Here is a 1,909-nt window from a genome sequence, read left to right on the forward strand (position 1 = left end):
CAGGTTCACGTTGTCGACGGCCGTGCTGTCGCCGAATTTCTTCACGACGTTTTCGATGCGCACGAAGGCGTCGTTCGTCGAACGGGCCGCGGCGGCCGGTTGGGTATGGCGTGCGGCGGCGGAAGAGGGTATCGATTGCATGGGAGTCACCATTCGTTCTTCACGGATTTCAGGCGTGAGCGTTCCCGCACGAGGCGCGCAACGCGACTCGCGGACAACGGCTCGTGCCGGATGGAACAGGGGTGCGCGGCGTGCGCGGGCGGACGTTCGTCCGCGGATCCCGGGCGGGCAGGCGTTCAGCCGATGCCTGCGCCGCCGTGACGGGTTGCGATCAGTGGCCGGTCTTCAACTGCGCCCACAGACGGTTCTGGAGGCGCAGGATGTCGGCCGGCATCGGCTTCATCAGCACCATCTTCTTCAGCACGTCTTCAGGCGGATAGACCGTCTGGTCCTGTGCGACGGCCGGCGTGACGAACTGGTGCGCGGCCTTGTTCGCGGTCGGGTAGAACACCGTGTTGGTGATCGCCGCGTTGACCTTCGGATCGGACACGTAGTTGATCCACTTCATCGCGGCTTCGGGGTGCGGCGCATCCTTCGGGATCACCATCACGTCGAACCACAGCAGACCGCCTTCCTTCGGATTCGAGAACTTGATGTCGTACGAGCGCTTCGCTTCGGCCGAGCGGCGATGCGCGATGCCGACGTCGCCCGACCAGCCGAGCGCGACGCACACGTCGTTGTTCGCGAGGTCGTTGATGTAGCCGGACGAGTTGAACTGGGTGATGTACGGGCGGACTTTCTTCAGGACTTCGAACGCAGCCTGGTAGTCGGCGGGGTTGGTGCTGTTCGGGTTCTTGCCCATGTATTGCAGTGTCGCCGCGAACACGTCGACGGCCTGGTCGAGGAACGAGACGCCGCAGCCTTTCAGCTTTTCCATGTTGGCCGGGTCGAACACCAGGGCCCAGCTGTCGACCGGCGCCTTGTCGCCGAGCGCCTTCTTCACGGCCTGTGCGTTGTAGCCGATGCCGTCCGTGCCGTAGGCCCAGGGCACGCCGTACTGGTTGCCCGGATCCGCGTCGGCGATCATCTTCATCAGCAGCGGATCGAGGTTCGCGAGGTTCGGGATCTTCGACTTGTCGAGCTTCTGGTACACGCCTGCCTGGATCTGCTTGGCCATGTAGTTCGAGGTCGGCACGACGATGTCGTAGCCCGAGCTGCCTGCCAGCAGCTTTGCCTGCAGCGTGTCGTCGCTGTCGTAGTTGTCGTACTTGACGTGAATGCCCGTCTGTTTCTGGAAGTTCGGGATCGTGTCCGGTGCGATGTAGTCGGACCAGTTGTAGATGTTCAGGTCCTCGGCATGCGCCGACGGACTGGCGACCGACGTGAACGCGGCCGCTGCGGCAAGGGCCGCAACGGAACAGGCTTGGCGAAGAAAGCAGGCACGCATGGTGGAATTCCCCTGGGTTATGGTGGCGTGCGGCGCCCGCCGCACGTCCTGAGACAAAGCCGTTACGAAAGGCCCAGTTGCTGGGCGGTCGCATCGACGGCCTTCTTCGCCTTCGATACGAGTTCATCGATTTCCTGACGCGAGATCACGAGCGGCGGCGACAGCAGCATACGGTCGCCGGTCGCACGCATGATCAGGTTCCCGTTGAAGCAGAAGTCGCGGCAGACCGTGCCGACGTCGCCGCCGTTCTTGAAGCGACGGCGTTCGGCCGGCGATTCGGCGAGCTGCAGGCTCGCGACCATCCCGTGGCCGTGCACTTCGCCGACGATCGGGTGGCGCGCGAAGGTCTCGCGCATCAGCGCCTGGAAGTACGGGCCCGTGTCATGCTTCACTCGCTCGACGATGCCTTCATCGCGCAAAAGCTTCAGGTTCGCGACGGCAACGGCCGCCGCGACCGGGTGG

The 1,909-nt window shown here is 64.1% G+C and carries 2 protein-coding genes and 1 pseudogene; all 3 read right to left on the reverse strand.

Features of this window, described 5'->3' with window-relative positions:
- Positions 1–141: pseudogene (locus DIE13_RS32430) on the reverse strand (polyamine ABC transporter ATP-binding protein); the annotation flags it as partial.
- A gap of 190 nt (positions 142–331) precedes the next feature.
- Positions 332–1,447: a polyamine ABC transporter substrate-binding protein gene (locus tag DIE13_RS32435; RefSeq protein WP_124831035.1), complete on the reverse strand. Its 1,116-nt coding sequence runs from the start codon at positions 1,445–1,447 to the stop codon at positions 332–334.
- Between the two features lie 62 nt (positions 1,448–1,509).
- Positions 1,510–1,909: aminotransferase class III-fold pyridoxal phosphate-dependent enzyme (locus DIE13_RS32440; protein ID WP_124831036.1), on the reverse strand; the 400-nt coding region annotated here is incomplete at its 5' end.

The sequence above is a fragment of the Burkholderia sp. Bp9016 genome (assembly GCF_003857765.1).
GTDB lineage: Bacteria > Pseudomonadota > Gammaproteobacteria > Burkholderiales > Burkholderiaceae > Burkholderia.

What these genes read in the sequence shown, in the direction of transcription:
- DIE13_RS32435 (WP_124831035.1), bottom strand. Translation starts at nt 1,447, where the DNA reads ATGCGTGCCTGCTTTCTTCGCCAAGCCTGTTCCGTTGCGGCCCTTGCC.